The following is a 26,798-nucleotide window of genomic DNA, read 5'->3' as shown; positions in this document are numbered from 1 at the left end:
TGGGCAATGGCCAACCCAGCGATCGTGACGGTCGACGACGACCCGGCTGTCTCTCGGGCCGTCGCGCGCGACGTGCGGCGCCGCTTCGGCCAGGACTACCGCGTCGTGCGGGCAAGTTCGGGAGCCGAGGCGCTTGACGCGCTCAAGGAGATAAAGCTGCGCGGTGAGCAGGTGGCGGTCCTGCTCGCCGACTACCGGATGCCGCAGATGAACGGCATCCAGTTTCTCGAGGCCGCCATGGACCTTTTTCCCCTCGCCCGGCGGGTGCTGCTGACCGCGTACGCGGACACGGAGGCCGCGATCGACGCGATCAACCTCGTCGACGTCGACCACTACCTGCTCAAACCGTGGCACCCGCCGGAGGAAAAGCTCTATCCGGTGCTCGACTCCCTGCTGGAGGCGTGGCAGGCGACGCCCGCCTCACCCGAGGCCGACACGCGCGTCGTGGGCCACCGGTGGTCGGCCGAGTCGTTCGAGATCCGCGACTTCCTCGCCCGCAACATGGTGCCCTACCGGTGGTACCTCACGGAGGAGCCGGAAGGGCAGCGGCTGCTGACGGCGTCCGGCGCGAGTGAGTCCGACGTGCCCATCGTGGTCACGCCGGACGGCAAGACGCTGGTGCGGCCGTCGGAGGCCGAGGTGGCCGCGCACGTCGGCCTCACCACCACCCCCACGGCCGACTTCTACGACCTGGCGGTGGTCGGCGCCGGGCCGGGCGGGCTCGGCGCGGCGGTGTACGGCGCGTCGGAGGGCCTGCGCACGATCCTCGTCGAACGCCGGGCGACCGGCGGCCAGGCCGGACAGAGCAGCCGGATCGAAAACTACCTGGGCTTTCCGGACGGCGTCTCCGGCGCGCAGCTGACCGACCGGGCCCGCCGCCAGGCGCAGCGCTTCGGCACCGAGCTGCTCACCGCGCAAGATGTCACCTGCCTCGACGTCAAGGGCTCGGCCCGCGTGCTCACCTGCGCGGGCGGGCCGCAGATCGTGGCACACACGGTGATCCTGGCAACCGGCGTCTCGTACCGCACGCTGGACGTGCCCGGCCTCGCCGAGCTGACCGGCCGCGGTGTCTTCTACGGCAGCGCGGCCACCGAGGCGCCCGCCTGCTCGGGCTCCGACGTCTACATCGTCGGCGGGGCCAACTCGGCCGGGCAGGCCGCGGTCTACTTCTCCCGGTACGCCTCGCGGGTGCACCTCGTCGTGCGGGGCGATTCGCTCGCCCAGTCGATGTCCGCGTACCTGATCGAGCAGATCGAGAGCATCCCGCGGATCCAGGTGCACACCTGCACCGAGGTCACCGCCGGCCACGGCACCGAGCACCTCGAAGGGCTCACACTGCGCGACCGGAACACCGGGCAGACTCGCGATGTTGACGCTTCATGGCTGTTCGTCTTCATCGGCGCCGAGCCACACACCGGTTGGCTCGACGGCCAGGTGGAGCGAGACGCGCAGGGCTTCGTGGTGACCGGCCCCGACCTCGTCGTCGGCGGCCGGCGGCCCAAGGGTTGGCGGCTCGACCGCGACCCGTATCACCTGGAGACGAGCGTCTCCGGCGTCTTCGCCGCCGGGGATGTGCGGGCCAACTCGGTCAAGCGGGTGGCGTCCGCGGTGGGCGAGGGCGCGATGGCGGTCACGCTCGTGCACAGGTACCTGGAGGCGCAATGATCTCGAAGGACGATCTCCGGAAGCTGTTCCTCTTCGAGTCGCTCGACGACGCGAAGCTGGAGTGGGTGCAGGAGCACAGCACCGTCGTCGAGTACGAGCCACCCGCGAAGGTCTACATCGAGGGTGAGCCGGCCACCTGCTTCGTCGTGCTGCTGGAGGGCGCGATCGCGTTGACCCGGCGGGTGCACGGGCAAGAAGTCGAGATCACCCGCACCGACCAGCTCGGCGCGTACGGTGGCGCGACCCAGGCCTACATCACCGACAGCGAGTCGAAGACCTACAACAACACGATGGCGCCGCTCGGCCCCGTGCGGGTGCTGGAGCTGCCGGCGGACCAGTTCGGCCCGGCGCTGCGCAAGTGGTTCCCGATGACGATGCACCTGCTCGACGGCCTTTTCCTCGGCATGCGGCGCAGCCAGACGATCGTCGGCGAGCGGGAGCGGCTGCTCGCGCTCGGCTCACTGTCGGCGGGCCTCACCCACGAGCTCAACAACCCGGCCTCCGCGGCCGTGCGCGCCACCGCCACCCTGCGCGACAAGGTCGCCGGCATGCGCCACAAGCTGGCGATGATCGCCGAAGGCAAGATCAACGTGAAGCAGCTGCACCGCCTTGTCGAGCTCCAGGAGGCCGCGGTCAAGCGGGCGGCCAACGCGCCGAAGCTGAAGGCGCTGGAGACCAACGAGGCCGAGGACGCGGTGGTCGACTGGCTCCAGGACCGCGGCCTGTCCTCCGGCTTCGAGTACGACCACGCCGCCACCCTCGTCGCCGGCGACGCCAACGTGGCCTGGCTCGACCTCGTCGCCGAGGCGGTCGACGAGAGCGACCTACAGTCGGCGGTGAGCTGGCTGACGTACACGATCGAGACCGAGCTGCTGATGGGCGAGATCGACGAGTCGGTCAGCCGCATCTCCGCGCTGGTCGGCGCCGCCAAGCAGTACTCGCAGCTGGACCGCGCGCCACACCAGGTGGTCGACGTGCACAAGCTGCTCGACTCGACCCTGATCATGCTGACCGCGAAGATCTCGCCGAACGTGACGGTCGTGAAGGAGTACGACCACACGCTCCCGGAGATCCCCGGCTATCCGGCCGAGCTCAACCAGGTGTGGACCAACCTCATCGACAACGCGCTGGGCGCGATGGGCGGCAGCGGCACGCTGACGATCCGCACCGAGCGCGACGGCGACCAGGTCGCCGTGACGGTCGGCGACACGGGTGGCGGCATCGCGCCGGACATCCGGCCCCGCATCTTCGAGCCCTTCTTCACGACGAAGCCGGTCGGCGAGGGGACGGGGCTGGGCCTGGACATCTCCTACCGCATCGTGGTCAACAAACACCACGGCGACATCAAGGTGCAGTCCGAGCCCGGCAAGACCGAGTTCACCGTCCTGCTCCCGGTCGAAGAGGAGCCGTAGCCAGGGCCCGACTCTCTGGTCGAGGAAGCTGTCGAGCTGATAGCACCCATGCGTTCAAGCTGCGGACCGGTGCTCCCGCCGAGACCGCGCGGGTCGGCGGCGAGCTGGCGCTCGCCGAGATCCCCGGACCCGCGCTGCCAGCCCCGCGGCACAAGATCGCGCCCGCCGTCACCGCCTCAGCGTTGAGCGTTGGCCGCCACGACTGGAACGCTATGGCTGTTATGAGGGCCGGATAACAGCCATAGCGTTCCAGTCGTGGGGACCTGCTTGTTGACCGAGGGCTGTGCCGGACCGGGCAGAATCGTGGAAAGGCTCGCAAACCCTGACCGCGAAAGGTCTCTAGACGACCCCTATTGGACAGAGATTTTGAGCTACCGCGATGTGCGTCGTGGTCCAGACCGCTGCTCCCGCGGCCTCACCCGTCCGCCGTTGGTCACGGCACCCCTGCGCCCAACCGGCCGAGGGAAAGGGGGGCGGGGTTGATCGGGCTCGCGCCGGGCGGTGGTCGACGTTTGTCCACAAAGTCTCGCCCCTTAGCTGGTTACGCTGCGTCAGGATGGCGCCTTCGGGGCTTGTGTCGCGGGCCTGGCAGTGGACGGCCGGGGGTTTCGGCGAGCGCTGCGAGCCGCCGGCCGGGAGCGGTGCCCGCGGGAGCATACGGCCCGCAGCTGACGCGGACGCGGGCAAATATGCCTCGAAGCAACGCCACGGACGGCGACCCTAGCCCCGAAGGTCTCTGGTTGTAGCTGCTTACGCGCTCTCCCTGACGACCAGGTGGGTCGGGAGGATGAGGGCAGGCTCGACTGGCTCGCCCTCGGCGAGGCTCAATAGGAGCCGGACCATCTCGCGGCCGATTTCGATTATCGGCTGGCGGACTGTCGTCAGTGGAGGGTCGGTGTAGCTGGCGAACTCGGCGTCGTCGAAGCCGATCACCGCGACATCGTCCGGCACCCGCCGGCCGGCGTCGCGGAGGGTGCGGAGAGCGCCGTCGGCCATCAGGTCCGACGCGACGAACACCGCGTCCAGCTTGGGGTCGTCGTCCAGCAGGTGGCGCATCGCGACGGCGCCCGACTCGCGGGTGAAGTCGCCGACCGCGACTATCGAGCGGCGGTCCGAGCCGCGCAGGGCGTCGCGGTAGCCGGCCAGGCGTTCGATGCCCGCGACCATGTCCTGCGGTCCCGCGATTGTCGCTATCCGCTGGCGGCCGGCGTCCAGCAGGTGTTGTACGGCGCTTGTCACGCCGCTCACGTGGTCTATGTCCACATAGGGCACTCCGGGCCGGCCCAAGGGGCGGCCGCTGCATACCGCGGGCATGCCGATCCTGGCCAGGGCGCCGGGCAGTGGGTCCATGCCGTGCATCGACGCGAACATCACGCCGTCGACGTGGCGGCCCATCGCGTAGCGTTCGATGCGGTCGTGGCTTGCCGCGGAGCCGGCCATCATCAGCACCAGCTGGCGGTCGGCGGCCTCCAGCTCCTGGCTCACGCCGCGCACGATGCCTGGAAACAGCGGGTCGTCGGAGAAGACGCGGGTGGCGGTCTCGGGGAGTACCAAGGCGATGGAGTCGGTCCGTTGGGTGACCAGCGTGCGGGCAGCCAGGTTGGGCACGTATCCGAGTTCGCGCACCGCGCGGCGGACCGCTTCCTGGATGGGTGGTGCGACCGTCGGGGAGCCGTTGACGACACGGGAGACGGTGGCGCGCGAGACCCCCGCCCGGCGCGCCACCTCCTCCAGCGTCGGGCGCTCGCGTGCGGACGTCACGCCTTGACCGCGCCTTCCATGATCCCCCCGATGATCTGGCGTCCGAAGATGACGAACACGACGAGCAGTGGCAGCGTGGCGATGGCCGTACCCGTGAAGACCTGCGACATGTCCTGGTAGTAGCCGTTGGACAGGGCGCGCAGGGAGAGCTGGACGGTGGGGTTCTCCGGGTCGTTCAGCACGGCGTAGGGCCACAGGAAGTCGTTCCACGTGGTCATGAACGTGAGGAGCCCTAGCACGGCGGCGGCCGGGCGGAGCGCGGGGGCGACCACGCTGCGGAAGATGCGGAACGTGCCGCAGCCGTCGACCCGGGCCGCCTCGATCAGCTCGTCCGAGATGGCCTGGCTGGCGTACTGCCGCATCATGAAGACGCCGAAGCCGGTGACCAGCGCGGGCACGATCACGGCCTGGAGGCGGTCGTTCCAGCCGAGGTCGGTCATCAGCATGTACAGCGGGATGACGCCGAGCTGGGTGGGCACCATCATCGTCGCGATGATGACGAGCAGCAGGGCGTTGGAGCCGCGGAAGCGGAGCTTGGCGAAGGCGAAGCCGGCAAGCGACGAGAAAAACACCACGCTCAGCGTCACGCAGCCGGCGACGATGGCCGAGTTGAGCATGCCGGTGAGGAAGTGGGCGTCGGCGTTGGCGAAGAGGCGGTCGAGGTTGCCGGGCAAATTGCCGCCTGGAGTTACCGGCGGGGGCACCTCGCCCATCGCGTCGCTGGAGCGGGTGGCGACGACGAACATCCAGTAGATCGGGAAGATCGACATCACACCGGCGAGCAGCAGGGCCACGTAGGTGAGGCGCGTGCCTTTCCAGAGACTCATGAGGACCGCGCCGCCCTTCGGATGATCAGTACGTTGACGATGGCCACGACGACGATGAGGGCGAAGAGCATCCAGGCGACCGCGGCGCCGTACCCGAAGTTGTAGTTGGGCGCGAACGCGTTCTCGAACATGTACATCGTCATGGTCTGCGACTCGCGCAGAGACCCGCCGCGGATCGGGTTGGTGCCGGAGTTGAACAGGAGCGGCTCGGTGAAGAGCTGGAGGCCGCCGATCGTGGAGATGATGACGCAGAAGACGATCGTCGGGCGGAGCAGCGGCACCGTGATCGACCAGAACTGCCGCGCCGGGCGGGCACCGTCGATCGCGGCCGACTCGTACAGGTCGCGGGGAATGGCCTGCATCGCGGCCAGGAAGATGAGCGCGTTGTAGCCGGTCCACCGCCAGTCGACCATCGTGGAGATGGCGATCCAGGAGCCGAGCTTGCTGGCGTTCCAGTCGATCGGGCCCACGCCGACGAGGCCCAGCGCCCAGTTGACGAGGCCGAAGTCGCGGCTGAAGAGCTGGCCGAAGACGATCGCCACCGCCGCGGTGGAGGTGATGTTCGGGATCAGCACGCCCATCCGGAAGAACGTGCGCGCGCGGAGCTGGCGGTTGAGCAGGTTGGCCAGCCACAGCGCGAGCAGCAGCTGCGGCACCGTCGAGATGACGAAGATGCCGAGCGTGTTGTACACCGAGTTCCAGAAGTCGCCGTCGCTCATCAGCGCGCTGTAGTTCGCCAGCCCGACGAAGGGGTGCTCGTCGGCGAGCAGGTCCCACTCGTGGAGCGAGACCCACAGCGTGTACACCAGCGGGTAGGCGCCGAACACCGCGAAGAGCACGAAGAACGGCGCGATGTACAGGTACGGCGAGTACTTCACGTCGAGGCGGCTGAGCCGGTGCCGCCGGGGTGCCCCGGGACGCCGGTGGCTGACCGGCGTCCCGGGCTCGGTGCGGATGTCGAGGCTGGTGGCCACTACTTGTCCTTTTTAAATGAGCGACTGCGGGGCTCGGTCGCGCTCATTTGTCAGCGGCCTTCTTGGCGTTCTTCACGGCGTCGGTCCAGCCGTCTGTGGGACTGCGTTGACCGAGTTCGACCGTGCGTACCGCGTTTTCCACCTCCGTCCGCACCGCTTGGTTCTTCGGTCCCATGTAGACCGGCTTGAGGCTCTTCGCGCCGGCGCCGAAGATCTGGCCGGTGGGCGCACCGCTGAAGTACACGCTTGTCGCCGCCGTGACGGCCGGGTCGTCCAGCGCCTGCGGCGAGGAGGGCAGCGGGCCCTTCGCCTTGAACGCGCCGATCTGCCCCTGCGGGCTGGTCAGGAACTTGGCCAGCTCGACCGCCTCGGCCTGGTGTTTGCTCTGCTTGGGCACGGCGAGGAAGGAGCCGCCCCAGTTGCCGCCGTTGCCGGGCACGGTGGCGATGTCCCACTTGCCGGAGGCGCCCGCACCCGCGTTGCCCTCGATGACGCCGGTCATCCACGCCGGGCAGGCGATCGTGGCGAACTTCGACTGCTTGAACGCGGCCACCCAGTCGTCCGACCAAGCTTGGTACTTGCCGGACAGGCCGGAGTCGATGATGTCCATCGTGGTGTCCCAGGCCTGCTTGACCACCGGGTTGCTGTCGACCACGAGGTTGTCGCCGGTGTCGTAGTAGTGGAAGCCGCCGCCGGTGCCGGCGTACTGGAGCACGATCGTGTTGAACGTGTTGGTGGCGGCGTCGAGGAAGGCCGCGCCGGTGTTCTTGGCCTTGAACTGCTCGCCGACCTTGACGTAGTCCTGCCAGGTCGGCCACAGCTTGGACACCGCGTCCCGCTCGGTGGGCAGGCCGGCCCTCTCGAAGAGGTCCTTGCGGTAGCACATCGCCATGCCGCCGACGTCGGTGCCGAGGCCGACGAGCTGCTTGCCGTCAGCGGTGAGCCCCTGGTTCCACTTCCACTCCATGAAGTTGCCCTTGAGCTCGGCCGCGCCGTGGTCGAGCAGGTTGACGAAGTTGCCGGGGTTGGCCTTGTACTCGACGAGCAGGCCCTCCTCGATCGCCACGACGTCGCCGGCGCCCTTGCCCGCCGCGAGCCACTGGGTGAGCTTCGGCGAGTACTCGTCGAGGTTGCTGCCGGTGCCCCGCTCGACGATCTTCACGTTGGGGTGGCTCGCCTCGTACTGCTTGTAGAGCTCGTCATATCCGAACTGCCCGAAGACGTCGACCGTCAACGTGATCGGCCCGTCTCCGCTACCGCTGTCTCCGTCGTCGCCGCCGCAGGCGGCCAGCAAGGTCGCCGTGGTGACGGCGACGGCCACGGCCGCAAACCGGCGACCGCGGGAGTTGACGTGCATAGGTGCCCCTCTCGCGCCGCGCTCCGGTGAGAGCGCTCTCACAGGAGGAGGGTCGTGCTTGATGTCAGGCTTGTCAAGAGAGCGCTCTCAAGCTGTTACCAAACGAGTCCAAGTGAGTCTGTGAGAGCGCTCCCACGGCGGTGCTAGGCTGCGGGCGATGGACATCCACGTCAGCCTCACCGGGCGACGCGACCTGGCCGCCGGCATCTACCGCCAGCTGCTGGACGCGATCCTGGACGGGCGGCTGCGCTCGGGGGAGCGATTGCCGCCCACCCGCGACCTCGCCCAGCGCCTGGAGGTCTCCCGCAACACGGTCGCGGTCGCGTACGAGCGACTGACCGCCGAGGGCTTCCTGGTGAGCCGGGTCGGCGCGGGCACCTTCGTTTCGACCGAGCCACTGGGCCGGCTCCGCTCCCGGGCCGCGCCCTCCAGCTCGAACGTGCTGCCGCGGGCGGTGTGGCGCACCTTGGCTGTGCCCGCCGTCAGCGCGTCCACTGTGGAGTTCGACTTCTCGGTCGGCGTGCCGGACGGCCGTTTCTTCCCGATCGAGACGTGGCGCCGGCTCCTCGCCCGCGAGCTGCGCGCCTCCGCGGTGCGCTCGGCCACCTACGGCGACCCGCGCGGCCACGCCGGCCTGCGCGCCGCCATCGCACGCCACATCGGGGTGGCCCGGTCGGTGCGGGCGGGCGCGGACGACGTGCTCGTCACCCACGGCGCGCAGCAGGCCCTCGACCTGATCGGCCGCGTGCTCGTCGAGCCGGGGAGCACCGTCGCGGTGGAGGAGCCCGGGTACTGGCCGGCGCGGCTGCTCTTCCAGTCGCTCGGCGCGCGCGTCGTGGGCGTGCCGGTGGACGCCGAGGGCATCGACGTGGCCGCGATCCCGGCCGCCGCCCGGCTCGTCTACGTCACGCCGTCACACCAGTTTCCGATGGGTACACCGCTCTCGCTCGCCCGCCGCGCGGCGCTGCTCGCCTGGGCGGAACGGCGGGAAGCGATCGTGATCGAAGACGACTACGACAGCGAGTTTCGCTTCGAGGATCGGCCGCTGGAGCCGTTGCAGAGCCTCGACCGCGGCGGGCGGGTGGTGTACGTCGGCTCGTTCAGCAAGACGCTGCTGCCCATGCTGCGCCTCGGTTTCCTGGTCGCGCCCGCCTCGCTCCAGCCGGCGCTGGCCAGCGCCAAGCTGGTCACCGACTGGCACGGCGACCTGCCGACCCAGGCCGCGTTGGCCCGGTTCGTCGACGAGGGTTTGCTCGCCCGGCACGTGCGCAAGGCCAACCGCCATTACGCCGAACGGCACGCCCTGATCGTGGCGGCGCTGGCGGATGACTTCGCGCCGTGGCTCCGGGTGGTCCCGTCAGCGGCCGGGCTGCACCTGTGCACGCTATCCACAGTGGACGTAGAGCCGGTGGTGGCCGCCGCGTTCTCGGCCGGCGTGGGCGTGCAGGCGCTGCGCGACTATTACCTCGGTGAGTCGGCGCGGGAGGGCTTGGTAATCGGATACGGCGCGATCCCGACCGAGCGCATCGCCGAAGGCCTACGCCGCCTGGCCGCCGCCTTCGGGCGCCTATCAGTCGTCGAAGCTCAGGCCTCTGCCGGACAGGAAGGTTTCTGATCGTTTGTGGCCATCGCACTAGCTAGGCGGGTGACCTGCGCGGGGTGAGCACAGAGGTGCGCTCGATCTGCGCGTCTTCCGGCGTCCCGACGATCGGAACCGGGTAGCTGGCCACGGTCTCCAGCCAGTCGTGGGGCAGGTGGCCCCGGTCCGGGTCGCCGACCAGCACCAGGGCGCCTCGCGCGGCGGCCCGGGCGAGGAACGGTAGGGCGCGCTCGGCCAGCCCGGGGCTGTAGAGGATGTCGCCGGCGAGCACCACCTCGGCGCCCGCGCCGTCGCCGTCGAGCAGGTCGGCCCAGCGAGGGTGGATGGCCACCTCGTTGACCTGGGCGTTCATCTCGATGGCGGCGATGGCGTACGGGTCGACGTCGTTGGCGTCGACCTCACGGGCGCCGGCCATGGCCGCGGCGATCGCGACCAGACCCGAGCCGCTCGCCAGGTCGAGCACCCGCCGGCCGGCGACGACAGACGGATTGTCGAGGACGTAGCGTGCGAGCGCCTGCCCGCCGAGCCAGGCGGATGCCCAAAACGGTGGTGGGAGGCGCCGCCCGGCGTCGGCTTCCAGCCGGGCCCAGAGCAGTATCGCGTCCTCGGCCAGGAACAGCCGTACCTCCGGTGCGAGTGGCACCGAGATCAGGTGGAGGTCGTCGATACCGCGGGAACGAAGGTTGTTCAAGTGATCCTTCAGTGAGCCGCGGCTTGGGTGACGTGAGTGCGTGGCCTGGGGAGTCGCACACCTGCCGCGCTGACGGCAGGCGTGCGAGACCTCAGATCGGGCGGATGTTGGCCGCCTGCGGGCCCTTCTGGCCCTGCTCGATGTCGAACTCGACACGCTGGTTTTCGTCCAGGCTGCGGAAGCCGGAGGACGCGATCTTCGAGTAGTGCGCGAACACGTCCGGGCCGCCGCCGTCCTGGGCGATGAAGCCGAAGCCCTTGTCCGCGTTGAACCACTTCACAGTGCCGAAAGCCATGTCTACTCCTTCAACAAGGCTGATGGGCCCGCACCTTACGGGTCCTGCGTCGCAGGCATCGATCAGCCTCGTTCGGTTATCCGGCGACACAAAAAGCGCCTGGCGGTCATCTGTCCACCAAGCGCTAACTGGGCACACGGAAACCAAACTGCAACCCGTAGACCGTACCACGCCCGCGGGGCACTTTCGCGCGAGACGCCGATGGGGCAGGATCAGCGTATGCGAGTACTTTTCCTGGGCGGTCCGTGGCACGGCGAGCGGCACGAGGTGACGCCGGGACGTGTAGCGCGGGGGCAGGAGTCGCTACCCACGCATTTCAACGTGACCCCTCCGGCCGAGACCGGACGGGTGACCTACGTGCGCCGCTTCGCGCTGGGCGGCGGGGAGCGGCGGCCCGTCTACGTCGCCGCCGACTACGACGGGCCGGCCCGCGCCTGACCGTGCCGGTCAGCCCTGCCAGCCGCGCACAGCCTCGCGGAGACGGTCGACCGCCTCACTGAGCTCGGCGTCGGTCGCGGCACGCATGGCCAGCTCGTCGAGGTAGGCCTCCAGCACGAGCTTGTGCGGCTCGTCGGCGCAGAGCTCGGCCTTGATCACGTCGATCTGGTCGGCGATGCTCCGCGCGTCGGCCAGGTGGGCGCGCCGCTCGTCGAAGGTCTGGTCAACCGCGAACATCGCGGCGCCCACCACCTCGCGAGGTGTCGCCGGGTCGCGGCGCAGGCGGTTTGCCAGCACGTCGAGCAGCAAGCCGCCGGCGAGGAACACGAGCTCGAACTTCTCCTTGGCCACCCGCGACCTCCTATATAGAGGGTTGTCATCACAAAGGGTCGTGGCACGAGTACCTCGTGTCAAGAAGGTCAGCCAAGTGCTTGCATCATCGGGACGAACCAGCGGCCTCGGTCGCCGGGGAGCGTACCGCCGAGCGCCATGACCGCGGTCGAGGTGCGCGGCTCCAGGCCCCGCTCGACCGCCCAGCCGTGCAGCTCGGGGTGCCGGTCGTCGAGGTCGAGGCGGATCGGGCCCTCGACCCCGGCCGCCAGGTCGGCGATCAGGCCACGCGCCTCGGCCGGCGTCGCGGCCACGACCGGACCGATCACGGTGTTGCCGTGGTTGGGCCACGTCGCGCCGTACCCGGTGACGGCTCCTTGGCGCACGACGGCGCGGACCTCCGACGAGAAGGCCGGCAGGCGGTCCATGAGGATTTTTCGGTCCGCGCCGTTGACCTCGGCGTCGAGGCGGTGGATCGCGTCGCGGTCGCCGGGTGTCGCCGGCCGCGAGATGCCCTCGCCGCCGCCGGTGAAGTGTCCGATGTGGGTGAACGTCCGGCCGACGGTGACGAAGCCGAGCCGTTCGTAGAGCGGGCGGCCGTACTCGGTGGCGTTGAGGAAGACGGTCGCGTCGCCCGCGTCGGCGATGGCCTGGGTCATCAGCGCCCGGCCGAGGCCCTGCCGCCCGTGGTGGCTGGCGACGAGCACCATGCTGATCGCGGCGAGGCCGGTGCCGTATCTGGTCAGGATCGCGGTGGCGATGACCTCGCCGCCCTCGCCGCGGATGCCGTAGACCGTGCCGATGTCGAAGAGGAGGCGCCACTTGTGCCGCTCGGGCGGCCAGTCGCGATCCTGCGCGAGGGCCAGGCAGGCGTCCAGGTCGTCAACGGTGAGACGGTCGATCACGCACCCGATCCTGCTGGGCGTCCTCGTCGTCCAGCAAGTTGGTGACGACGTAACTGATCATGCGGTACCACCCGGCGAGGACGAGCAGCTCGATCAGCTGCTCGTCGGTGTAACGGTCGCGCAGCGCCCGCCAGGTCTCGTCTGACCAGCGCGCGTGGTCGTGCAGCTCGTCCGCGGCGTGGATCAGCGGATCGGTGGACTGTCTGACGGCGGTCGCGTCTATCTGTGCCGGCGTGAGGTCGGTGAACGCTATCGCGTGTATGCCCCACTCGTACCAGCCGCCGGCACGGGCGCACGTCCGCAGGATCACCAGCTCGCGGTCGGCGGGTGGCAGTGTGCCGTGGCCGAGCAGGCCGGCGCCGACCACGCGCATCCGCGAGGCGAGCTCGGGGTGGCGCTGGAGGACGCGGAAGAGCACGAGCGGCTCGCGGTCGGTGCCGGGCGGCATCCATTTGGCGAGCGCGGTGGCGACGTCGGTCGCGTACGGCGGGCTGAGTGGAGCGATGCGAGCCACGGCCGGCCTCCCTTGCTGCTTCTGTTTTAGAAGCACGGTAGCGTTTCTCTATTCGAAGCGCCAGGGGGTGTGGGTGTGACCGCTCCGAAGCCGGGTGGGCCGGTCCGGGGTTCGACCACGGGCCGCCCGCTGATGGCCGCGCTGGACCTCTTCGGGCGCCGGTGGAGCCTGCGCATCCTGTGGGAGCTGCGCGAAGGGCCGCTCGGCTTCCGCGCGCTCCAGCACCGTTGCGGCGACATGTCGTCGAGCGTGCTGCGCCAACGCCTGGGCGAACTGGTCGAGAGCCGCGTCGTGGCGCAGCTGCCGGACACCTCGTACGGGCTGACGCCCTTGGGTCGCGACGCCTACCAGGCGCTACGCCCGCTGGCACGGTGGTCGGAGCGGTGGGCCGAGGAGCTGGAGGCGTAGGTGGAGTGGGAGTTCGCCGGCCTCTTGATCGCCGCGTCGTGCTGTCTGTGGGCCACGGCGGCGGTCGGGCTGGGGCTGGCGTTGATCTGGTGGCGGCGGCGCGCTCGGCGCTAGCGCGGCGGCCGGCCGCGAACGTCGGCCGGCTTCGCCGGCCTGGGTGAGTGGCGGCCGAAGGCCGCCGCACTTGGGCCTAGCCGCGATAGACCGCGGTGGCGTCGTCGCTGGCTTTGTTGCGCGGCCACGCCAGGCCGGCTGGATCGCTGGCCTCGAGCGCGCGTACCCGTCTGATCAGCTCCGCCGGGCCGTGTGACTCCAGCAGGTCGAGCGCGCCGGGCCAGTCCAGCTGGCCGAAGAGCGCCACGAGCCGGGCCGCCCCGTCGGAGAGCACGGCCAACCGCCGCACGCCAGGCAACCGCCCGGTGATGGCGCGCCGGGCCGCGGCCGGGTCCGCCGCGGCCACCCAGAAGCCGCCGGTGCGATTGCGCTGGGCGAGCTCGGCGTGCTTCATGCGCAGGAGGGCGGCCCGCTTCTCCGGGGAACCGATCGGGTGCCGGTCGGCCGCGCGGCGCTCGGCGACGGCCGTGGCCTCGATCCGGCCGTCGGTCAGCACGTGCGGGCCGAAGGTGGTGTCGGCGAGCACGGTGACGTCGCCCAGGATCAGGTAGTCGACCGCCTCTTGTCCGACCCGGACGATGGCCGCCGCCGCAGACGGCGTGGCCGGATGGCTCAGGTCACACTCCGGGTGCCGGGCCGCGGTCCGCTCGATGGCCTCCGCCAGCACCGCGTCGAGACCCGGCGCCGGATCGGACGCGCGGCCGACGATCGCGGCGCCGAGACTCTCCGTGTACCAGGAGACGCCGTGCCGGCAGCCGGTGCCGGTGCGCGCGGTCTGGCCGTCGAGGACGATGACGAGATCGTGGGTGGCGTGCACCCAGTCTTCGTTGGGCACGGCAGGGTCACTCGGTGAGGTCACGGCGGAGACGCGCACCGATACACCGTAGGACGTGAATAGATTTCGGATTGAGCTGAGGGCGCGCTCGGCAGGATTCGAACCTGCGACCAACTGCTTAGAAGGCAGCTGCTCTATCCGCTGAGCTACGAGCGCACGACGCAGTGACGGCAACACTGGCCAGCACATATTAGGTTTCCAGGTACGCGGCTGACGAGCACCGGCTTTACGGCCGATGGCGGTGTCGGACCCTCAGGCAACGCTCAGCGGTCCCTCAGGGGTGGTCCGTGCCGTCCGCGGCTGTTTTCAGGCGGCCTCCGCGGCCCCACCGACCTCGTCCATCCGCAGAGGTCTGTGCATGTACGCGCCTATCCAGCGGTCCATCTCGTCGAACACCCGGGCCCGTACCGCCGGCCCGGAGAGGGTGAGATCGTGCATGCCGCCGTCGATCCGGACGACCGTGACGTGCGGGCCCAGGCCCGGCGCCCAGCGCACCATGTGCTCGACGTCGAGGACCGCGTCGGCGAGCGTGGCCGCCTCGTGCCAGCGCGACCCGCGGAAGCTCCGCACCGAGCAGGCCAGCAGCACCGGCGCCGGGATCGCCAGGCCGCTCCGCAGCCGTAGCTGCGCCTCGCGGATCGCGCCCAGCCACCCGGCGCGCACCGGAAAGCCGAGCAGCGGCTTCCACGCCAGGTCGTAGGTCCACTCGCCGCGCTGTTCGGCGTGGAGCGTCTGGCCGTACACGGGAGAGAGGGCGAGTGGGACGATCCGCCGCGGGCGGGAGCGACCGACCCGCGCGACGGCGGCCGCGATCGGGCGGCGCATGACCCAGCGCGCGTTGAAGTCGAAGAACGGGCTGTTGAGGATGAGCCCGTCGACCCAACCCCGGTCGTGGCGGTCGTGTGTCCACAGCGACGTGATCAGGCCGCCGGTGGAGTGGCCGTTGACGAGCAGCGTGTCGTGGCCGTCCTCGTCGCGGATGATGCGGGCCGCGGCGTCGAGCTCCGGGTAGTAGTCGGTGAGGCTGCGGCAGAAGTTGGGCGTCTGGTGTGGACGGAGGCTGCGCCCGTACTTGCGCAGGTCGAGCGCGTAGAAGTCCCAACCGCGGTCGGTGAAGAACTCGGCCAGGTGGGTCTGGAAGAAGTAGTCGACAAACCCGTGCACATAGAGCACCGCGCGCCCGGAGGGCGCTTGTGCGCGGCGGGAGACCAGCGTCGCGACGACCGGGCCCTCGTCGTCGTGGCCCAGGTCGATGACCCTGCTCCGGTACGGCTCGCCGAGGACGTCCGCTTGCCCGTCTTCCATGCGGGAACGGTACGCCATGGTGCCGCGTAGCACATCAGCGCTTGATCAGGTTGTTTTCCACAGGGTGGCCACTTGTCCACAGCCTGGCGGTCGGGTGGTGGCGGGGCGTGGCGTGCGGGGCCACGCTGGCCCACGAGTCGACTCGCACCACAAGCCCTTCGGACCCCTGTGGGGGAGACACGATGTTCGATACCTATCTGACCATGATCGGAAATGTGCTGACCGCTCCCGAGTGGCGGCGAACCAGCCAGAGCAACACGCTTGTCGCGCACTTCAGGGTCGCCTCGACCGCACGCCGCCGCGACCGCCAGACGGGAGAGTGGGTCGACGGCAACAGCCTGCGCGTGCGGGTGAGCTGCTGGCGGAGGCTCGCCGAGGGCGTCGCCTCCAGCGTGATGGTGGGCGATCCGGTGGTCGTCGTCGGCCGCCTCTACACCCGCGACTGGACCGACACCGAGGGCAATGCCCGCGTGACGTACGAAATGGAGGCCGTCACCATCGGCCACGATCTGTCCCGCGGCAAGGCCCGCTTCGCGCGTACCCGCCCGACGGGGCCGACTAGCGCGGTCGAGGACGGTGAGGCGGAAAACCGCGTGCGCGGCGAGGCGACCGAGCCGGTGCCGGAGGGCGAGGCGCCCGCGCGGTATGGCGACCACCCGTTCGACGACCTGCCGGCCCCCGACTTCGGCGCCGCACCGATCTCGCCCGCCCCGGCGTACGACGGGCTGGCGGCGATGCGTGGCGGGCGTGAGTTCGACGAGGAGCTCGACTCGTTCGCGCCCACCGGCGCCGCCGCGGTGCCCGCCGAGCCGGATGACGACGACACCGACGACACCGATGAGGCCGACGACCTCGACGAGGCGGAGGAGGGCGGCGACTCGACGGCTGATGGCCTGAGCGTCGACATGTTGCCGGGAGACGGCGCCGAGCCGGGCGCCGGCCTGACCGACCCGGACGGCCTGCCCGACGCGGACGCGCCCGGCAAGGCACGGGGCCGGCGTGGCCGGAGCCGTACGCCCGTGCCCGCCTAGCCACCGCCCACGGGCTCCGGCTGGCGACGAGCAGCCCGGAGGGCGGGTGGTGTCCAGGGCTCGTGCCCGGACACCGCCGGCGGCGGCCTGCTGCCTCCCGTGGGGCCGCCGCCGGCATCCAGACCAGCGGGTTGGTCGGTCCGCTTGCCGACCATTCCGCAACCGCCCGTCTCGCCGGACCATCGCTCCCAAGCGAGACGGGCGCCCGCCGGGACCGGACCACGCCCCGGCCCCGGCGGGCCCTTGCGGGTCGGGGCCTAGGCTGCGTGAGGAGGTGAGGTCATGCGACCGGGAGTCGGGGGCCGATGAGCCTGGCCAACGCGGCGGGCATGCTCGCCGGCTTCGCCGTCGACGCGCTGGTGGGAGATCCGCGGCGGTTCCATCCGGTGGCCGGCTTCGGGCGGGCCGCGACCGCGCTGGAGCGGAGGCTCTACCGGCCCGACCGGGCGGCGGGCGCCGCGTTCACCGCCGTCGCCGTGGGAGTGCCGGTCGCAGCGGCGCTCGTGGCGAGCGCGGCGACACGCCGCCGGCCGGTCGCGCGGGCGGTGCTCGTGGCGGGGGGCACCTGGGCGGTGCTGGGCGCGCGCACTCTACGGCGGGAGGCCGGGTTCATGGCGGGCGCGCTGGAGCGGGCTGACCTGCCCGCGGCCCGGGGACGCCTCGGCCACCTCTGCGGGCGCGATCCGTCGACCCTCGACGAGCCGGAGCTCGCCCGCGCCACGGTCGAGTCGGTCGCGGAAAACACCTCGGACGCGGTCGTCGCACCGCTCTTCTGGGGCGCGGTCGCCGGATTGCCGGGGCTTGTCGCCTACCGGGCGGTCAATACGCTCGACGCGATGGTGGGGCACCGTTCCGCGCGCTACGAGCGGTTCGGCACCGCGGCCGCGCGGCTCGACGACGTGCTCAACCTCGTGCCGTCCCGGCTGACCGCCGCGCTCACCGTGGCCGCCGCGCCGGTGGTGGACGGGGAGCGGGCGGAGACGCTGCGGGTCTGGCGGCGCGACGGCGGCGACCACCCCAGCCCCAACGCCGGCCACTGCGAGGCGGCCATGGCCGGCGCGCTCGGTGTCCGCCTCGGCGGCCGCAACGTCTACTTCGGACGGTCGGAGACCCGCCCGTTCCTCGGCGACGGGCCGCGGCCGGTCGCGCTCGACATCCGCCGCGCCGCCCTGCTCTCGGGCACGGTCGGCGTGGCCGCGCTCGCGCTCGCCGCCGGCGCCGCGGCGATCGCCGGTCTGGCCCAAGGCCGCGGGCGCCCCACCGCGCGGGGTGGCTGGGCCGCGGGAGTGGCCCGGCGGCGTATGCGGAGCGCGACGGTAGGGAGCGGGCTGTGAGCGGCGGGCTGCTCGTCGCGGGCACCACGTCCGACGCGGGAAAGAGCGTGCTCACCGCGGGCATCTGTCGCTGGCTGCATCGGCGGGGCGTGAAGGTGGCGCCCTTCAAGGCGCAAAACATGTCCAACAACTCGGCCGTCGTCGACGGCGCCGGGCGGGGCGGCGAGATCGGGCGGGCGCAGGCGATGCAGGCGGCGGCCAGTGGTGTGGCGGCCGATGTGCGCTTCAACCCCGTGCTGCTCAAGCCGGGCAGCGACCGGTCGAGCCAGGTGGTGCTGCTGGGCGAGGCGATCGACACGGTCACGGCGGGCGACTACCGGGCGCTGCGGCCGCGGCTGGCCGGGGCGGTGTTCGACACGCTGGCCGAGTTGCGCGCCGAGTACGACGTGGTTGTCTGCGAGGGTGCCGGCAGCCCGGCGGAGATCAACCTGCGCGACGGCGACTTCGTCAACATGGGGCTGGCGCGGCGGGCCGGGTTGCCCGCGATCGTGGTGGGCGACATCGATCGGGGCGGGGTGTTCGCCGCGCTGTTCGGGACCGTGGCGCTGCTGGAGCCGGCCGACCAGGCGCTGGTGGCCGGGTTCGTAGTCAACAAGTTTCGCGGCGACCCGGGGCTCCTCGCACCCGGGCTGGAGATGATCCGGGCGGCGAGCGGGCGGCCGGTGCTGGGCGTGTTGCCGTGGCAGCTCGACCTCTGGCTCGACGCCGAAGACTCGCTCGCGTACGGCCGGGTGCTCGGGCGGCCCGCACCGCCGCGTGGGACGGAATGGTTGCGGGTGGCGGTGGTGCGGCTGCCGCGGGTCTCCAACGCGACCGACGCGGAGGCGCTTGCCACCGAGCCGGGCGTGCGGGTGCGGCTCACGATCGAGCCGGCCGAGCTCGCCGACGCGGATCTGGTGGTGCTGCCCGGTTCGAAGTCCACAGTGGATGACCTGGCCTGGCTGCGGGAGACGGGCCTCGCGGATGCCGTGGCGGCGCACGCGGCGTCGGGGCGGCCGGTGCTCGGCATCTGCGGCGGGTTCCAGATGCTCGGCACGCTCATCCACGACGAGGTGGAGAGCCGCCGGGGGACGGTGGCCGGGCTCGGGCTGCTGCCGGTCGAGGTGACGTTCGGGGCGCGCAAGATCCTGGCGCAGTCGGCGGGTGTGGCGTTCGGTTCGGTGCCCGTGCGCGGATACGAGATCCACCACGGATACGTCTCCCGCGCCGATCCCTCGCTCGCCCCCCTCATCCAGGCCGCGGACGGCCGGGGCGAGGGTGCCGTGGCGGGCAACGTGTTCGGCACGCACTGGCACGGTGCGTTCGAGTCAGACGAGTTCCGGCGGCGGTTTCTGAGCGAGGCGGCGCGGTTGGCGGGGCGGTCGGGCTTCGTGGTGGCGCCGGACACGGTGTTCGCGGCGGTGCGCGAGCGGACCCTCGACCTGCTCGGTGACCTGGTCGAGGAGCACCTGGACACCGATGCTCTGCTGCGGTTGATCGAGTCGGGCCCGCCCGAGCTTCCCGTGATCGAGGCCGCTCTCAGATGAGGGTCGAGCGCATCGCCGAGGAGGTGTGGGCGCGGTCACCCCGGCTGGGCGAGACGCGGCTGGTGGCGGTCGACGGGCCGAGCGGGGCGGGCAAGACCTCGTTCGCGGCGCGGCTGGCCGAGGCGATCGGGCCGGAAACGCCAATCGTGCACACCGACGACCTGCTCGACGGGTGGGGCGACCAGGTGACGTTCTGGCCACGGCTGGAGCAGTGGGTGCTCGCCCCGTTGCGGGAGGGACGGGCGGGGCGCTACCGGCGGTACGACTGGGAAGCGGGCCACTTCGGTCGAGAGTGGACGGAGGTGCCACCCGCGCCCGTGGTGGTGCTGGAAGGCGTCACCTCGGCGCGGGCGGCGATCAGGCCGGAGCTGACGCTGTCGATCTTCCTGACCGCGCCGCTCGACGAGCGGATCCGGCGCACGGATCGGCGCGACGGCGGGACGCTCTCGGTGTACCTGGAGGAGTGGCGGCGGGGCGAGGAGGCGCACTTCGCCGCGGACGCCACCGCCGATCACGCCGACGTGGTGGTGGATACGACCACCTAGGGGAGATCTCCGGGACGTCAGCCATGGACGTGGTGGACACGCTGGGGCACCATCGGCATGAGCGGCATCACATCTACCCGGGGGAGCGAGCATGACGTCAGAGGATGCGGGCGGGACGGCGACACCGGCTGAGCCCCCGGCGCGGCGCCGCGTCGTGCTCACCGGCATCAGCTCCCGGGCCTGGGAGCACCCGGCCGACCGGGGCGCGCTCACCGCGTTGCGCGAGCTGCGCGGCTTCGACGACGTGGTCAAGGCCTTCTTCGGGATGTGGAATGAGCGGGGCTTCCGCCTCATGTACCTCGCTTCCGCCATCCGAGTTGACCACCGGCAGTACCCGGCTGTCTACCAGCGGTACACGGAAGCGGCCCAGTCGCTCGACATCCCGGAGCTGCCCGAGCTCTACGTGCGGCAGGACCCGTTCCTCAACGGCAACGCGATCGGGCTCGACAAGCCGTTCGTCGTGATCAACACTGCGGCCGTGCAGCAGCTCGACGGCGACGAGTTGCGCGCGCTGCTCGGGCACGAGCTGGGACACATTCGCAGCGGCCACGCGGTCTACAAGACGATCATGATGATCCTCACCGGCTGGGCACAGAGCCTCAGCTGGCTGCCGGTCGGCTCGATCGCCCTGCGGGCCATCATCGCGGCGATGCTGGAGTGGTGGCGCAAGGCCGAGCTCTCCGCCGACCGGGCGGGCCTGCTGGCCGGCCAGGACACCGCGGCTTCGCTGCGGCTGCTGATGAAGATGGCCGGCGGCGGTGACCTCTCCCAGGTCGACACGGCCGCGTTCCTGGAGCAGGCCTCGGAGTACGACGGCGGCGGCGACGTGCGCGACAGCCTCCACAAGCTGCGCATGACGCTGTGGTCGACGCACCCGGTGCCGGTGGCCCGGGCCGCGTCGCTGCGGCAGTGGATCGACAGCGGTGGCTACCAGCGGATCCTCGACGGCGACTACCCGCGGCGCGATGACGACGCGACAGCCTCGGTGACCACCGAGATCAAGGCGGCGGCCGAGTCCTACCGCGAAGAGTTCCGGCGCACGCAGGACCCGCTGGTCGGGCTGCTGCGGCGGCTCGGCGACGGCGCGACCGAGATGGGCGAGTGGGCCGGTGGCGCGGCCGGGCGGGCACGCGCCTGGTTCGGCGCCGCGGGCGAGGCCGCGGCGCGGGCGGCGCGCGGCGAGCAGCGCACCACCCCGCCGACCAACGGCACTGACAGCACCGACCGCACTGACGGCAACGGGAGCAACACCGACGGGTCGTAGGATCGCTGCATGACCTTGAGCGAGCCTGAGCTGCGCGCGGCGATCACGCGCGAGCTTCCCGGAGTCCGTGCCGATCTCGAACGCCTCGTCCGCATCCCCGGCATCGCGTTCGACGGCTTCGACCACTCCCACGTGGAGCGTTCCGCCGAAGCGGTGGCGGAGTTGCTGCGCGGCTGCGGGCTCGATACGAGGATCGTGCGTTCGGACGGTCTGCCCGCGGTCATCGGGCGCAAGGCCGCCCCGCCCGGCGCGCCGACCGTGCTGCTCTACGCGCACCACGACGTCCAGCCGACCGGCGACCTCGCGCTGTGGGAGAGCGACCCGTTCGTGCCGGTCGAGCGCGACGGGCGCCTGTACGCGCGCGGCGCCGCGGACGACAAGGCCGGCGTGATGGCACACGTGGCGGCCCTCCGCGCGTTCGGCGACGACCTGCCGGTGGGCGTCGTGATCTTCGTGGAGGGCGAGGAGGAGTTCGGCTCGGCCTCGCTGGAGCGGCTGCTCGCCGAGCACCGCGACGACCTCGCCGCCGACGTCATCGTGATCGCCGACTCGGGCAACTGGGACATCGGCGTGCCGGCGCTGACCACGTCGCTGCGCGGCATCGTCAACATGTTCGTCGAGGTGCGCACCGCCGACCACGCCGTGCACAGCGGCATGTTCGGCGGTGCCGTGCCCGACTCGCTGACCGTGCTCGCCAAGTTGCTCGCCACGCTCCACGACGAGGCCGGCGACGTGGCCGTCGACGGGCTTATCTCGGCCGGGCCCACGGCCGTCGACTACCCCGAGGAGCGGCTGCGCGAGGAGGCCAGCCTGCTCGACGGAGTGTCCTTTGTGGGCACCGGGCGGCTGACCGAGCGGATCTGGCACAAGCCGGCGGTTTCGGTGCTCGGCATCGACGCCCCGCGCACCAGCGAGGCGCCCAACGCACTCGCCCCCTCGGCCAAGGCGAAGATCAGCATCCGCCTGGCGCCCGGCGACGACCCCAAGACCGCGTACGCGGCGATGAAGGCCCACCTGGAAAAGCACGTGTCGTGGGGCGCGCACGCCGAGGTGACCTTCGAGCACGACGGCTCGCCCTGCGTGATCGACGCGAGCGGCCCGATATTCGACGCCGCGCGCGAGGCGTTTCGCACCGCGTGGGACGGCGTCGCACCGGTGGACATCGGCGTGGGCGGGTCGATCCCGTTCATCGCGACCTTCCAGGAGATGTTTCCGGTCGCGGCGATCCTGGTCACCGGCGTCGAAGACCCGCACGCCCAGGCGCACGGCCCGAACGAGAGCCTCCACCTTGGAGAGTTCGCCCGGGTCTGCCTCGCCGAGGCGCTCCTGCTCGCAAACGTCGCCAGCGTGGGAAAGCCCTAGAGGATCAAACTTCTTTGAGCTACCGCGACGGACGTCGCGGTAGCTCAGATTCTTCGCGGCCGTGGCTAGGTCGCGCGGGCGTAGCGGTCGGACAGGGTGCGCAGGTAGGAGACCAGCTCGGGTGGGGATGTCACCTCGAAGTCGACGTCGAGCATCCCGAGGTAAACGGCGAGCGTGGTGATGCTGTCGGCACCTGTCTCGAGCACGCACCTGTGTGCGTCGACCGCCTCGACCACGCCCACCGCCGGGTTGATGCGCTCGGCCACCACGTCGGCGGGGGCGTGCACTACCACACGTGCGTGGTGCCGCCAGCCGGCCGCCGATACGCCGCGTGCCACGTGCTCGGCCGCGCCGCCGGGGGGACCTGGCCGCGGTGCGAAGCGTGGGCCGGTCGGGGTGCGCGGGGCGATCCGGTCGACGCGAAACGTGCGCCAGTCCTGGCGGTCGACGTCCCACGCCACCAGGTACCAGCGGCGGCCCCAGGAGACGAGGCGGTGGGGCTCGACCGAGCGGATCGTGGCGGAGCCGTCGTGGCCGCGGTAGTCGAAGCGGACGCGCTCGGCGTCCCGGCAGGCGGCCGCCAGGAGCGTGAGCACTCCCGGGTCGACCGTGTGGCCGGAGCGATCGGGCGGCACCGGCACGGTGAAGGACTGGAGCGCGTTCACCCGGTGGCGTAGCCGGGCGGGCAGCACCTGTTCGAGCTTGGCCAGCGCGCGCACCGACGTCTCCTCGATCCCCGCGACGGTGCCGCCGGCGGCCGTGCGGAGGCCGACCGCTACGGCGACCGCCTCGTCGTCATCGAGTAGCAGTGGCGGCATCGCGGCGCCCGCGCCGAGCCGGTAGCCGCCGTCGGTGCCGCGTGAGGCGTGCACTGGGTAGCCGAGGTCGCGGAGGCGGTCGACGTCGCGGCGGACGGTGCGCTCGCTCACCTCCAGCCGCTCGGCCAGCGCGGCGCCCGACCAGTCGCGCCTGCCCTGCAACAACGAGAGCAGGCGGAGGAGTCTTGCCGATGTCTCGAGCATGAGGAAAATCGTGCCAGACCTTTAGGACAGGAGCTGACCGGAAGGGTCCGTAGCGTTCTCGGCATGACAGAGAACACCGAGATCAAGCCGTTTCGCATCTTCGTCCCGCAGGCCCAACTCGACGACCTCCGCGAGCGCCTCGACCGCACCCGTTGGCCCGACGAGATCGCCGGCGCCGGGTGGGACTACGGGATGCCGGTGGCCTACGTGCGGCGGCTGGCCGACTACTGGCGGACCGGGTACGAGTGGCGGCGGTGGGAGGCGGAGCTGAACAAGTACCCGCAGTTCACCACCACGATCGACGGGCAGAACATCCACTTCATCCACGTCCGTTCGGACCGCGAGGACGCTCTCCCGCTGATCGTCACGCACGGGTGGCCGGGTTCGGTCGTGGAGTACCTCCGGGCGATCGAGCCGCTGTCGCGCGACTTCCACCTGGTGATCCCGTCGCTGCCGGGCTTCGGCTTCTCCGGCCCGACCAGCGACAAGGGCTGGAGCCGCTACCGCACGGCCAGGGCGTGGGCGGAGCTGATGCGGCGGCTCGGCTACGACAGGTACGGCGCGATGGGCAACGACGGCGGCTCGATGGTCAGCCCCGAGATCGGTCGCGTCGACCCGGAGCACGTGGTGGGCGTGCACGTGACCCAGATCTTCTCGTTTCCCTCCGGCGACCCGGCCGAGATGGAGAAGCTCAGCCCCGAGGAGTTCAAGGGCCTCGAGGTGTTGCAGTGGTTCTACGAGAACAAGATGTCCTTCAACACCCTCCACTCGCAGCAGCCGCAGACCCTCGCGTACGCGATCTACGACTCGCCCGCCGGCCTGCTCGGCTGGAACACGCAGCTCTTCGGCGAGGACGTGGACGACGACTTCATCCTCACCAACATCATGCTTTACTGGCTGACCGGCACCGCCACCTCGGCGACGCGCTTCTACTACGAGGACGCGCACGCCGCCGAGGCCAAGGCGCCGGCCGAGCCGACGACCGTGCCGCTGGGGGTGGCGATGTTCGAGGGCGACTTCGTGTCGATGCGCACGTTCGCCGAGCGCGACCACAGCAACATCGTGTCCTGGCACGCGTACGAGGAGCCGGGCGGCCACTACGCCGCACACCTGGCGACCGAGACGCTGGTCGGTGACGTGCGCGCGTTCTTCGACGGGTTGCGGTGACCGCGACACTGACGTGGCGCGCCCTCGGGCGCGCCACGCTCGCCCGCCAGCACCTGCTGGAGCGCGCGCCGCTGGGCGTGGCCGAGGCGGTCGAGCATCTCGTCGGCATGCAGGGCCAGGCGCCGCACGCGCCCTACCTAGGGCTGTGGAGCCGGCTGTCCACATTCGACCCGGAGGAGCTGAGCGGGCTCCTGCGCGACCGGCAGGTGGTGCGGATCGCGCTGATGCGCGGCACGGTCCACCTGGTCACCGCCCGCGACGCGCGCGGCCTCCGCCCGCTCACCCAGCCGATCTACGACCGCGACCTGCGGACCAACACCATGCACGCCGCGCCGCTGGCCGGCCTCGATCTCGCCGCGTTGGCCGCCGCCGGGCGCGAGCTTCTTTCCCAACCCCGATCTGGTACCGAGCTCGGGGCGCTCCTGCGGGAACGGTGGCCCGAGCGGGAGGCGGCGTCGCTGGCCTATGGCGTGCGCGGGCTCCTGCCGCTTGTGCAGGTGCCGCCGCGCGGTCTGTGGGGGCGCAGCGGGCAGCCGGTGCTCACCACGCTCGAGGCGTGGACCGGTGAGCCGATGTCCGCGATGGACCCGGCTGCGCTGGTGACCCGCTATCTTGGCGCGTTCGGGCCGGCGACCGTGCAGGACGTGCAGACCTGGTCCGGCCTCACCGGGTTGCGCGAGGTGGTGCACGGCCTCCCGCTCGCCCGCTTTCGCGACGAGGCGGGGCGCGACGTCTTCGACCTGCCGGACGCGCCCCGACCCGACCCGGACACACCGGCGCCGGTGCGCCTGCTCGCCGACTTCGACAACGTGCTCTTCTCGCACGCCGACCGCACCCGGGTGATCGCCGACGCGCACCGGGAGCACATGATCCGGCACCGGCTCGTGCGGGCGGTCCTCGTCGACGGGGTGGTGGCCGGCACCTGGACGATCGCGAAGCGGCGGCTCACGGTGCAGCCCTTCGGCCGGGTCACCAAGCGCGACCGGAGCGCGATCGAGAAGGAGGGGGCGCGGCTGCTCGCGTTGGTCGCGCCGGGCGCCGATCCGTCCGATGTGGCGGTAGGTTCAGCGGCGTGAGAGTCGTCGTCTTCGGCGCGACCGGCATGCTCGGGCAGGGCGTGCTGCGCGAGTGCCTGCTCGCACCCGATGTGGAGAGTGTGGTGACGGTCGGGCGCACGCCGACCGGGGTAACGCACGAAAAGCTGCGCGATGTCGTCCACAAGGACCTGCTCGACCTGTCGCCGATCGCGGGCGAGCTGGCCGGCCTGGACGCGTGTTTCTTCTGCCTCGGCGTTTCCTCGACCGGCATGAGCGAGGCCGACTACCGGCGGATCACGTACGACGTGACGATGGCCGCCGCCCGGGTGCTGGCGGCGGACAGCCCGGACCTCACGTTCGTCTACGTCTCGGGCGCCGGCACCGACGGCAAGGCGATGTGGGCGCGGGTCAAGAAGCAGACCGAAGACGCGCTGCTGGAGCTCTTCCCGAAGGCGTACATGTTTCGCCCCGGGTTCATCCAGGCGAAGTACGGCGCCACGTCGAGGACCCGGCTCTATCGGGTCGTCTACCGCTTCGTGGCGCCGATCGCGCCGCTGCTGCGGCGGCTCTTTCCCCACCAGATCACCACGACCGAGCTGATCGGGCTGGCCATGCTCAACACGGCTCGGCACGGCGCGCCCAAGCGTGTCCTCGACCCGAGGGACATCAACTCACTGGCGTGAGCGTGTGCTCCCGGTCGTATGCCATACGCGCCGCGCCGATCGTGGCGCGATGCCGCTCGGCCCAGGTCGTCAGCGTGACCAGCGACTCGTAGAGCTCCAGCGCGATGTCGGTCGCCGTGTACTCCACCTTGGGCGGGACGGTCGGGTAAACCGTGCGGACCAGCAGGCCGTCACGCTCCAACTGGCGCAGGGTGAGCGTGAGCATGCGCCGGCTGATGCCCTCGATCGACCGCTCCAGCTCGGTGAAGCGGACCGGCCCCTTCGACGCGGCCACCAGGATGCTGATGCTCCACTTGCCGCCCACGCTGTCGAGCACCTGGCGGACGGTGCAGGCCTGGTCTGTCACATCCGTGTTTCCCTGGGACATTTAAGTGCCTCCTTACGCCGGGGCTAATA

At 71.1% G+C, this 26,798-nt stretch carries 27 protein-coding genes and 1 tRNA gene; 14 read left to right on the top strand and 14 right to left on the bottom strand.

Annotated features, from left to right (window positions below; all coding sequences use genetic code 11):
- Positions 1-6: 6 nt before the first annotated feature.
- Together AC5L36_RS30445 and AC5L36_RS30440 are read left to right on the top strand one after the other, a co-directional pair.
- On the top strand, positions 7-1,665 hold the full coding sequence (locus AC5L36_RS30445) for an NAD(P)/FAD-dependent oxidoreductase (RefSeq protein ID WP_441219830.1): 1,659 nt from the start codon (positions 7-9) through the stop codon (positions 1,663-1,665).
- A complete protein-coding gene (locus tag AC5L36_RS30440) occupies positions 1,662-3,077 on the top strand; it encodes an ATP-binding protein (RefSeq protein WP_441219829.1) in 1,416 nt (471 codons plus the stop codon). Before AC5L36_RS30445 ends, AC5L36_RS30440 begins: the two co-directional genes overlap by 4 nt.
- Before the next feature lie 750 nt (positions 3,078-3,827).
- On the opposite strand, the gene AC5L36_RS30435 is transcribed toward AC5L36_RS30440, so the two are convergent.
- From AC5L36_RS30435 to AC5L36_RS30420, 4 genes are read right to left on the bottom strand one after another with little or no spacing between them, the layout of a single operon-like run.
- Positions 3,828-4,838, bottom strand: coding sequence for a LacI family DNA-binding transcriptional regulator (locus AC5L36_RS30435; protein WP_441219828.1), 1,011 nt, complete (start codon positions 4,836-4,838; stop codon positions 3,828-3,830).
- The gene (locus tag AC5L36_RS30430) at positions 4,835-5,665 is read right to left on the bottom strand and encodes a carbohydrate ABC transporter permease (protein ID WP_441219827.1); all 831 of its coding nucleotides are present in this window, start codon (positions 5,663-5,665) and stop codon (positions 4,835-4,837) included. The genes AC5L36_RS30435 and AC5L36_RS30430 overlap by 4 nt, the downstream gene beginning before the upstream one ends.
- Positions 5,662-6,639, bottom strand: coding sequence for a carbohydrate ABC transporter permease (locus AC5L36_RS30425; protein WP_441219826.1), 978 nt, complete (start codon positions 6,637-6,639; stop codon positions 5,662-5,664). The genes AC5L36_RS30430 and AC5L36_RS30425 overlap by 4 nt, the downstream gene beginning before the upstream one ends.
- Before the next feature lie 43 nt (positions 6,640-6,682).
- Positions 6,683-7,996, bottom strand: coding sequence for an ABC transporter substrate-binding protein (locus AC5L36_RS30420; RefSeq protein WP_441219825.1), 1,314 nt, complete (start codon positions 7,994-7,996; stop codon positions 6,683-6,685).
- Between the two features lie 157 nt (positions 7,997-8,153).
- Between AC5L36_RS30420 and pdxR the strand changes: the two genes are divergently transcribed.
- Positions 8,154-9,611 carry a MocR-like pyridoxine biosynthesis transcription factor PdxR gene (gene pdxR, locus AC5L36_RS30415; RefSeq protein ID WP_441219824.1) on the top strand — a complete coding sequence of 486 codons (1,458 nt, stop codon included), beginning with the start codon at positions 8,154-8,156 and terminating at the stop codon, positions 9,609-9,611.
- A 22-nt stretch (positions 9,612-9,633) separates the two neighbouring features.
- Here the strand turns inward: pdxR and AC5L36_RS30410 are convergent, their stop codons facing one another.
- Both AC5L36_RS30410 and AC5L36_RS30405 read right to left on the bottom strand, forming a co-directional pair.
- The gene (locus AC5L36_RS30410; RefSeq protein ID WP_441219823.1) at positions 9,634-10,287 is read right to left on the bottom strand and encodes a class I SAM-dependent methyltransferase; all 654 of its coding nucleotides are present in this window, start codon (positions 10,285-10,287) and stop codon (positions 9,634-9,636) included.
- Between the two features lie 91 nt (positions 10,288-10,378).
- Positions 10,379-10,582, bottom strand: a complete 204-nt coding sequence (locus AC5L36_RS30405) for a cold-shock protein (RefSeq protein WP_441219822.1) — start codon at positions 10,580-10,582, stop codon at positions 10,379-10,381.
- A gap of 219 nt (positions 10,583-10,801) precedes the next feature.
- Between AC5L36_RS30405 and AC5L36_RS30400 the strand changes: the two genes are divergently transcribed.
- Positions 10,802-11,020 carry a hypothetical protein gene (locus AC5L36_RS30400; protein ID WP_441219821.1) on the top strand — a complete coding sequence of 73 codons (219 nt, stop codon included), beginning with the start codon at positions 10,802-10,804 and terminating at the stop codon, positions 11,018-11,020.
- 9 nt (positions 11,021-11,029) lie between these two features.
- Here AC5L36_RS30400 and AC5L36_RS30395 read toward each other — a convergent pair whose 3' ends face one another.
- From AC5L36_RS30395 to AC5L36_RS30385, 3 genes are all read right to left on the bottom strand, one after another.
- Positions 11,030-11,371 (bottom strand): hypothetical protein, encoded by a 342-nt coding sequence (locus AC5L36_RS30395; RefSeq protein ID WP_441219820.1) that lies wholly within the window; start codon positions 11,369-11,371, stop codon positions 11,030-11,032.
- 68 nt (positions 11,372-11,439) lie between these two features.
- Positions 11,440-12,255, bottom strand: coding sequence for a GNAT family N-acetyltransferase (locus AC5L36_RS30390; RefSeq protein WP_441219819.1), 816 nt, complete (start codon positions 12,253-12,255; stop codon positions 11,440-11,442).
- The gene (locus AC5L36_RS30385; protein ID WP_441219818.1) at positions 12,233-12,769 is read right to left on the bottom strand and encodes a carboxymuconolactone decarboxylase family protein; all 537 of its coding nucleotides are present in this window, start codon (positions 12,767-12,769) and stop codon (positions 12,233-12,235) included. The genes AC5L36_RS30390 and AC5L36_RS30385 overlap by 23 nt, the downstream gene beginning before the upstream one ends.
- A gap of 75 nt (positions 12,770-12,844) precedes the next feature.
- On the opposite strand from AC5L36_RS30385, the gene AC5L36_RS30380 reads away from it, so the two are divergent.
- Positions 12,845-13,177, top strand: a complete 333-nt coding sequence (locus AC5L36_RS30380; RefSeq protein ID WP_441219817.1) for a winged helix-turn-helix transcriptional regulator — start codon at positions 12,845-12,847, stop codon at positions 13,175-13,177.
- A gap of 190 nt (positions 13,178-13,367) precedes the next feature.
- Here AC5L36_RS30380 and AC5L36_RS30375 read toward each other — a convergent pair whose 3' ends face one another.
- The 3 genes from AC5L36_RS30375 to AC5L36_RS30365 form a co-directional block, all read right to left on the bottom strand.
- A complete protein-coding gene (locus AC5L36_RS30375) occupies positions 13,368-14,165 on the bottom strand; it encodes a hypothetical protein (RefSeq protein ID WP_441219816.1) in 798 nt (265 codons plus the stop codon).
- A gap of 44 nt (positions 14,166-14,209) precedes the next feature.
- Positions 14,210-14,282: transfer RNA gene (locus tag AC5L36_RS30370), tRNA-Arg, on the bottom strand.
- Between the two features lie 150 nt (positions 14,283-14,432).
- Positions 14,433-15,431, bottom strand: coding sequence for an alpha/beta hydrolase (locus tag AC5L36_RS30365; protein ID WP_441219815.1), 999 nt, complete (start codon positions 15,429-15,431; stop codon positions 14,433-14,435).
- Positions 15,432-15,613: 182 nt separating this feature from the next.
- Between AC5L36_RS30365 and ssb the strand changes: the two genes are divergently transcribed.
- From ssb to AC5L36_RS30335, 6 genes are all read left to right on the top strand, one after another.
- Positions 15,614-16,462: a single-stranded DNA-binding protein gene (gene ssb, locus AC5L36_RS30360; RefSeq protein WP_441219814.1), complete on the top strand. Its 849-nt coding sequence runs from the start codon at positions 15,614-15,616 to the stop codon at positions 16,460-16,462.
- A 305-nt stretch (positions 16,463-16,767) separates the two neighbouring features.
- Positions 16,768-17,796 carry a cobalamin biosynthesis protein gene (locus AC5L36_RS30355; protein ID WP_441219813.1) on the top strand — a complete coding sequence of 343 codons (1,029 nt, stop codon included), beginning with the start codon at positions 16,768-16,770 and terminating at the stop codon, positions 17,794-17,796.
- Positions 17,793-19,322, top strand: coding sequence for a cobyric acid synthase (locus AC5L36_RS30350; protein WP_441219812.1), 1,530 nt, complete (start codon positions 17,793-17,795; stop codon positions 19,320-19,322). Before AC5L36_RS30355 ends, AC5L36_RS30350 begins: the two co-directional genes overlap by 4 nt.
- Positions 19,319-19,867 carry a uridine kinase family protein gene (locus AC5L36_RS30345; protein WP_441219811.1) on the top strand — a complete coding sequence of 183 codons (549 nt, stop codon included), beginning with the start codon at positions 19,319-19,321 and terminating at the stop codon, positions 19,865-19,867. Before AC5L36_RS30350 ends, AC5L36_RS30345 begins: the two co-directional genes overlap by 4 nt.
- 91 nt (positions 19,868-19,958) lie before the next feature.
- On the top strand, positions 19,959-21,131 hold the full coding sequence (locus AC5L36_RS30340; RefSeq protein WP_441219810.1) for a M48 family metallopeptidase: 1,173 nt from the start codon (positions 19,959-19,961) through the stop codon (positions 21,129-21,131).
- A 15-nt stretch (positions 21,132-21,146) separates the two neighbouring features.
- On the top strand, positions 21,147-22,493 hold the full coding sequence (locus tag AC5L36_RS30335) for a dipeptidase (protein WP_441219983.1): 1,347 nt from the start codon (positions 21,147-21,149) through the stop codon (positions 22,491-22,493).
- A gap of 65 nt (positions 22,494-22,558) precedes the next feature.
- Here the strand turns inward: AC5L36_RS30335 and AC5L36_RS30330 are convergent, their stop codons facing one another.
- On the bottom strand, positions 22,559-23,515 hold the full coding sequence (locus AC5L36_RS30330) for a helix-turn-helix transcriptional regulator (protein ID WP_441219809.1): 957 nt from the start codon (positions 23,513-23,515) through the stop codon (positions 22,559-22,561).
- 63 nt (positions 23,516-23,578) lie between these two features.
- Between AC5L36_RS30330 and AC5L36_RS30325 the strand changes: the two genes are divergently transcribed.
- From AC5L36_RS30325 to AC5L36_RS30315, 3 genes are read left to right on the top strand one after another with little or no spacing between them, the layout of a single operon-like run.
- Positions 23,579-24,682: an epoxide hydrolase family protein gene (locus tag AC5L36_RS30325; RefSeq protein ID WP_441219808.1), complete on the top strand. Its 1,104-nt coding sequence runs from the start codon at positions 23,579-23,581 to the stop codon at positions 24,680-24,682.
- Positions 24,679-25,758 (top strand): winged helix DNA-binding domain-containing protein, encoded by a 1,080-nt coding sequence (locus AC5L36_RS30320; RefSeq protein ID WP_441219807.1) that lies wholly within the window; start codon positions 24,679-24,681, stop codon positions 25,756-25,758. Before AC5L36_RS30325 ends, AC5L36_RS30320 begins: the two co-directional genes overlap by 4 nt.
- Positions 25,755-26,402 (top strand): NAD-dependent epimerase/dehydratase family protein, encoded by a 648-nt coding sequence (locus AC5L36_RS30315; RefSeq protein ID WP_441219806.1) that lies wholly within the window; start codon positions 25,755-25,757, stop codon positions 26,400-26,402. The genes AC5L36_RS30320 and AC5L36_RS30315 overlap by 4 nt, the downstream gene beginning before the upstream one ends.
- On the opposite strand, the gene AC5L36_RS30310 is transcribed toward AC5L36_RS30315, so the two are convergent.
- Positions 26,386-26,769: a winged helix-turn-helix transcriptional regulator gene (locus AC5L36_RS30310; protein ID WP_441219805.1), complete on the bottom strand. Its 384-nt coding sequence runs from the start codon at positions 26,767-26,769 to the stop codon at positions 26,386-26,388. The two genes, AC5L36_RS30315 and AC5L36_RS30310, sit on opposite strands and share 17 nt — an antisense overlap.
- Positions 26,770-26,798: the final 29 nt, after the last annotated feature.

It is taken from the genome of Phytohabitans sp. LZ39 (assembly GCF_059359075.1).
This window is presented reverse-complemented; position numbering and strand designations above follow the sequence as displayed.